Here is a 220-nt window from a genome sequence, read left to right as displayed (position 1 = left end):
AATCCTGTCGGTTTACCCATTGTTGCTGCCTCCCTTACTTGGCGTTTTTCATGGCATAGAATGCTTCAATCTGGGCCTGCTCGCTGTCCTCGCCCTTTTCTTCCATCTGGGCAAAACCGGCAAAAACTTTGCAGCCGGTATGAGCGGCGGCATCGCTTATGTGCTGGACGAGGACTGGGACTTCTACCAGCGTGTCAACAAAGACATGGTCAGCCTGGAG

Annotated in this window: 1 protein-coding gene; it reads left to right on the top strand. The window is 53.2% G+C overall.

Annotation, left to right across the window (positions count from 1 at the left end):
• The coding region (locus H6B10_RS18955; protein ID WP_345941875.1) for a hypothetical protein at positions 1-220 on the top strand (220 nt) is incomplete at both ends.

This window comes from Gemmiger formicilis (genome assembly GCF_016901605.1).
Lineage (GTDB): Bacteria > Bacillota > Clostridia > Oscillospirales > Ruminococcaceae > Gemmiger > Gemmiger formicilis_B.
Note: the sequence above shows the minus strand (reverse complement) of the source record. Positions and strands in the feature narration are given on the sequence as shown.